Source organism: Pseudomonas sp. S3(2024) (assembly GCF_036861315.1).
Classification (GTDB): Bacteria; Pseudomonadota; Gammaproteobacteria; order Pseudomonadales; family Pseudomonadaceae; genus Aquipseudomonas; species Aquipseudomonas putida_A.
In genome coordinates this window covers 1-5,226 of record NZ_JAZAQQ010000022.1, presented here as the reverse complement: position 1 = coordinate 5,226, position 5,226 = coordinate 1, and the positions used below count along the sequence as shown (strand labels likewise).

2 tRNA genes and 2 rRNA genes are annotated in these 5,226 nt (G+C 50.9%); all 4 read right to left on the bottom strand.

The window, feature by feature from the left end:
- A 23S ribosomal RNA gene (locus VLA07_RS27000) occupies positions 1 to 2,760 on the bottom strand; the annotation flags it as partial.
- Positions 2,761 to 3,007: 247 nt separating this feature from the next.
- Positions 3,008 to 3,083: transfer RNA gene (locus tag VLA07_RS26995), tRNA-Ala, on the bottom strand.
- Positions 3,084 to 3,112: 29 nt separating this feature from the next.
- A tRNA-Ile gene (locus VLA07_RS26990) sits at positions 3,113 to 3,189 on the bottom strand.
- A 248-nt stretch (positions 3,190 to 3,437) separates the two neighbouring features.
- Positions 3,438 to 4,974 (bottom strand): 16S ribosomal RNA (locus VLA07_RS26985).
- Positions 4,975 to 5,226 lie beyond the last annotated feature (252 nt).

Below are 5,226 nucleotides of genomic sequence, written 5' to 3'. Positions count from 1 at the left end.
TCTCAAATCTCAAACGTCCACGGCAGATAGGGACCGAACTGTCTCACGACGTTCTAAACCCAGCTCGCGTACCACTTTAAATGGCGAACAGCCATACCCTTGGGACCGGCTTCAGCCCCAGGATGTGATGAGCCGACATCGAGGTGCCAAACACCGCCGTCGATATGAACTCTTGGGCGGTATCAGCCTGTTATCCCCGGAGTACCTTTTATCCGTTGAGCGATGGCCCTTCCATACAGAACCACCGGATCACTAAGACCTACTTTCGTACCTGCTCGACGTGTCTGTCTCGCAGTCAAGCGCGCTTTTGCCTTTATACTCTACGACCGATTTCCGACCGGTCTGAGCGCACCTTCGTACTCCTCCGTTACTCTTTAGGAGGAGACCGCCCCAGTCAAACTACCCACCATACACTGTCCTCGATCCGGATAACGGACCTGAGTTAGAACCTCAAAGTTGCCAGGGTGGTATTTCAAGGATGGCTCCACGCGAACTGGCGTCCACGCTTCAAAGCCTCCCACCTATCCTACACAAGCAAATTCAAAGTCCAGTGCAAAGCTATAGTAAAGGTTCACGGGGTCTTTCCGTCTAGCCGCGGATACACTGCATCTTCACAGCGATTTCAATTTCACTGAGTCTCGGGTGGAGACAGCGCCGCCATCGTTACGCCATTCGTGCAGGTCGGAACTTACCCGACAAGGAATTTCGCTACCTTAGGACCGTTATAGTTACGGCCGCCGTTTACCGGGGCTTCGATCAAGAGCTTCGCGTTAGCTAACCCCATCAATTAACCTTCCGGCACCGGGCAGGCGTCACACCCTATACGTCCACTTTCGTGTTTGCAGAGTGCTGTGTTTTTAATAAACAGTCGCAGCGGCCTGGTATCTTCGACCGGCATGAGCTTACGGAGCAAGTCCTTCACCCTCACCGGCGCACCTTCTCCCGAAGTTACGGTGCCATTTTGCCTAGTTCCTTCACCCGAGTTCTCTCAAGCGCCTTGGTATTCTCTACCCAACCACCTGTGTCGGTTTGGGGTACGGTTCCTGGTTATCTGAAGCTTAGAAGCTTTTCTTGGAAGCATGGCATCAACCACTTCGTCACCTGAAAGGTAACTCGTCATCAGCTCTCGGCCTTGAGATCCCGGATTTACCTAAGATCTCAGCCTACCACCTTAAACTTGGACAACCAACGCCAAGCTGGCCTAGCCTTCTCCGTCCCTCCATCGCAATAACCAGAAGTACAGGAATATTAACCTGTTTTCCATCGACTACGCTTTTCAGCCTCGCCTTAGGGACCGACTAACCCTGCGTCGATTAACGTTGCGCAGGAAACCTTGGTCTTTCGGCGTGGGTGTTTTTCACACCCATTGTCGTTACTCATGTCAGCATTCGCACTTCTGATACCTCCAGCAAGCTTCTCAACTCACCTTCACAGGCTTACAGAACGCTCCTCTACCGCATCACTTGCGTGATACCCGTAGCTTCGGTGTATGGTTTGAGCCCCGTTACATCTTCCGCGCAGGCCGACTCGACTAGTGAGCTATTACGCTTTCTTTAAAGGGTGGCTGCTTCTAAGCCAACCTCCTAGCTGTCTAAGCCTTCCCACATCGTTTCCCACTTAACCATAACTTTGGGACCTTAGCTGACGGTCTGGGTTGTTTCCCTTTTCACGACGGACGTTAGCACCCGCCGTGTGTCTCCCATGCTCGGCACTTGTAGGTATTCGGAGTTTGCATCGGTTTGGTAAGTCGGGATGACCCCCTAGCCGAAACAGTGCTCTACCCCCTACAGTGATACATGAGGCGCTACCTAAATAGCTTTCGAGGAGAACCAGCTATCTCCGAGCTTGATTAGCCTTTCACTCCGATCCACAGGTCATCCGCTAACTTTTCAACGGTAGTCGGTTCGGTCCTCCAGTCAGTGTTACCTAACCTTCAACCTGCCCATGGATAGATCGCCCGGTTTCGGGTCTATTCCCAGCGACTAGACGCCCTATTAAGACTCGCTTTCGCTACGCCTCCCCTATTCGGTTAAGCTCGCCACTGAAAATAAGTCGCTGACCCATTATACAAAAGGTACGCAGTCACCCAACAAAGTGGGCTCCCACTGCTTGTACGCATACGGTTTCAGGATCTATTTCACTCCCCTCTCCGGGGTTCTTTTCGCCTTTCCCTCACGNATAAGTCGCTGACCCATTATACAAAAGGTACGCAGTCACCCAACAAAGTGGGCTCCCACTGCTTGTACGCATACGGTTTCAGGATCTATTTCACTCCCCTCTCCGGGGTTCTTTTCGCCTTTCCCTCACGGTACTAGTTCACTATCGGTCAGTCAGTAGTATTTAGCCTTGGAGGATGGTCCCCCCATATTCAGACAAAGTTTCTCGTGCTCCGTCCTACTCGATTTCATGACTAAGAGACTTTCGCGTACAGGGCTATCACCCACTATGGCCGCACTTTCCAGAGCGTTCCGCTAATCTCAAAGCCACTTAAGGGCTAGTCCCCGTTCGCTCGCCACTACTAAGGGAAGCTCGGTTGATTTCTTTTCCTCAGGGTACTTAGATGTTTCAGTTCCCCTGGTTCGCCTCTTGCACCTATGTATTCAGTACAAGATAACCCTCTTATGATGGCTGGGTTCCCCCATTCAGACATCTCCGGATCAAAGTCTGTTTGCCGACTCCCCGAAGCTTTTCGCAGGCTACCACGTCTTTCATCGCCTCTGACTGCCAAGGCATCCACCGTATGCGCTTCTTCACTTGACCATATAACCCCAAGCAATCTGGTTATACTGTGAAGACGACATTCGCCGAAAATTCGCAAAACTCTTAAGAGTCACTCACAAATTTTACCTTAGCCTGATCCGTTACCAGTGAAAGTAACGTTCAGTCTATCTTTCTATCACATACCCAAATTTTTAAAGAACGATCTAATCAAAAGACTAGAAATCAGCATTCACCATCACAGCGATGGAATGCTCATTTCTAAGCTTTCAAACTTCAGAAGCAGTGGTGGTGGAGCCAAGCGGGATCGAACCGCTGACCTCCTGCGTGCAAGGCAGGCGCTCTCCCAGCTGAGCTATGGCCCCGTATTTCTACAGGTTTCCCACACAAAAATTGGTGGGTCTGGGCAGATTCGAACTGCCGACCTCACCCTTATCAGGGGTGCGCTCTAACCAACTGAGCTACAGACCCAATTTCGGGCTGCTTCTATCGTCTTCTTCANCTCTTAAGAGTCACTCACAAATTTTACCTTAGCCTGATCCGTTACCAGTGAAAGTAACGTTCAGTCTATCTTTCTATCACATACCCAAATTTTTAAAGAACGATTCTGAAAAAGATCAGAGCTAATTATTCGATTCGAATATTTAGCTCTGCACTTTTACAAACGAATGAATCAAGCAATTCGTGTGGGAACTTATGGAGCAGCTGATGTCGTCGATTAAGGAGGTGATCCAGCCGCAGGTTCCCCTACGGCTACCTTGTTACGACTTCACCCCAGTCATGAATCACACCGTGGTAACCGTCCTCCCGAAGGTTAGACTAGCTACTTCTGGTGCAACCCACTCCCATGGTGTGACGGGCGGTGTGTACAAGGCCCGGGAACGTATTCACCGCGACATTCTGATTCGCGATTACTAGCGATTCCGACTTCACGCAGTCGAGTTGCAGACTGCGATCCGGACTACGATCGGTTTTGTGGGATTAGCTCCACCTCGCGGCTTGGCAACCCTCTGTACCGACCATTGTAGCACGTGTGTAGCCCAGGCCGTAAGGGCCATGATGACTTGACGTCATCCCCACCTTCCTCCGGTTTGTCACCGGCAGTCTCCTTAGAGTGCCCACCATAACGTGCTGGTAACTAAGGACAAGGGTTGCGCTCGTTACGGGACTTAACCCAACATCTCACGACACGAGCTGACGACAGCCATGCAGCACCTGTCTCAATGCTCCCGAAGGCACCAATCCATCTCTGGAAAGTTCATTGGATGTCAAGGCCTGGTAAGGTTCTTCGCGTTGCTTCGAATTAAACCACATGCTCCACCGCTGGTGCGGGCCCCCGTCAAGTCATTGGAGTTTTAACCTTGCGGCCGTACTCCCCAGGCGGTCAACTTAATGCGTTAGCTGCGCCACTAAGAGCTCAAGGCTCCCAACGGCTAGTTGACATCGTTTACGGCGTGGACTACCAGGGTATCTAATCCTGTTTGCTCCCCACGCTTTCGCACCTCAGTGTCAGTATCAGTCCAGGTGGTCGCCTTCGCCACTGGTGTTCCTTCCTATATCTACGCATTTCACCGCTACACAGGAAATTCCACCACCCTCTACCATACTCTAGCTTGCCAGTTTTGGATGCAGTTCCCAGGTTGAGCCCGGGGATTTCACATCCAACTTAACAAACCACCTACGCGCGCTTTACGCCCAGTAATTCCGATTAACGCTTGCACCCTCTGTATTACCGCGGCTGCTGGCACAGAGTTAGCCGGTGCTTATTCTGTCGGTAACGTCAAAATTGCAGAGTATTAATCTACAACCCTTCCTCCCAACTTAAAGTGCTTTACAATCCGAAGACCTTCTTCACACACGCGGCATGGCTGGATCAGGCTTTCGCCCATTGTCCAATATTCCCCACTGCTGCCTCCCGTAGGAGTCTGGACCGTGTCTCAGTTCCAGTGTGACTGATCATCCTCTCAGACCAGTTACGGATCGTCGCCTTGGTGAGCCATTACCTCACCAACTAGCTAATCCGACCTAGGCTCATCTGATAGCGCAAGGCCCGAAGGTCCCCTGCTTTCTCCCGTAGGACGTATGCGGTATTAGCGTTCCTTTCGAAACGTTGTCCCCCACTACCAGGCAGATTCCTAGGCATTACTCACCCGTCCGCCGCTGAATCCAGGAGCAAGCTCCTTTCATCCGCTCGACTTGCATGTGTTAGGCCTGCCGCCAGCGTTCAATCTGAGCCATGATCAAACTCTTCAGTTCAAACATCTTTGGGTTTTTAAGAAACCCTAAACTTGGCTCAGCAATCGTTGGTTACATCTTTGATTTCTCGCGGAGTAACTTGTGATGCTGATAATCTTGTTGACTATCAGTCTGACTCCACAAGCACCCACACGAATTGCTTGATTCAGTTGTTAAAGAGCGGTTGGTTAAGATCTTTCGTCTCAACCGAGGCGCGCATTCTACAGCAGCCTCATTTGCTGTCAAGTGATTATTTTCAGAAGTTTTCGAAGA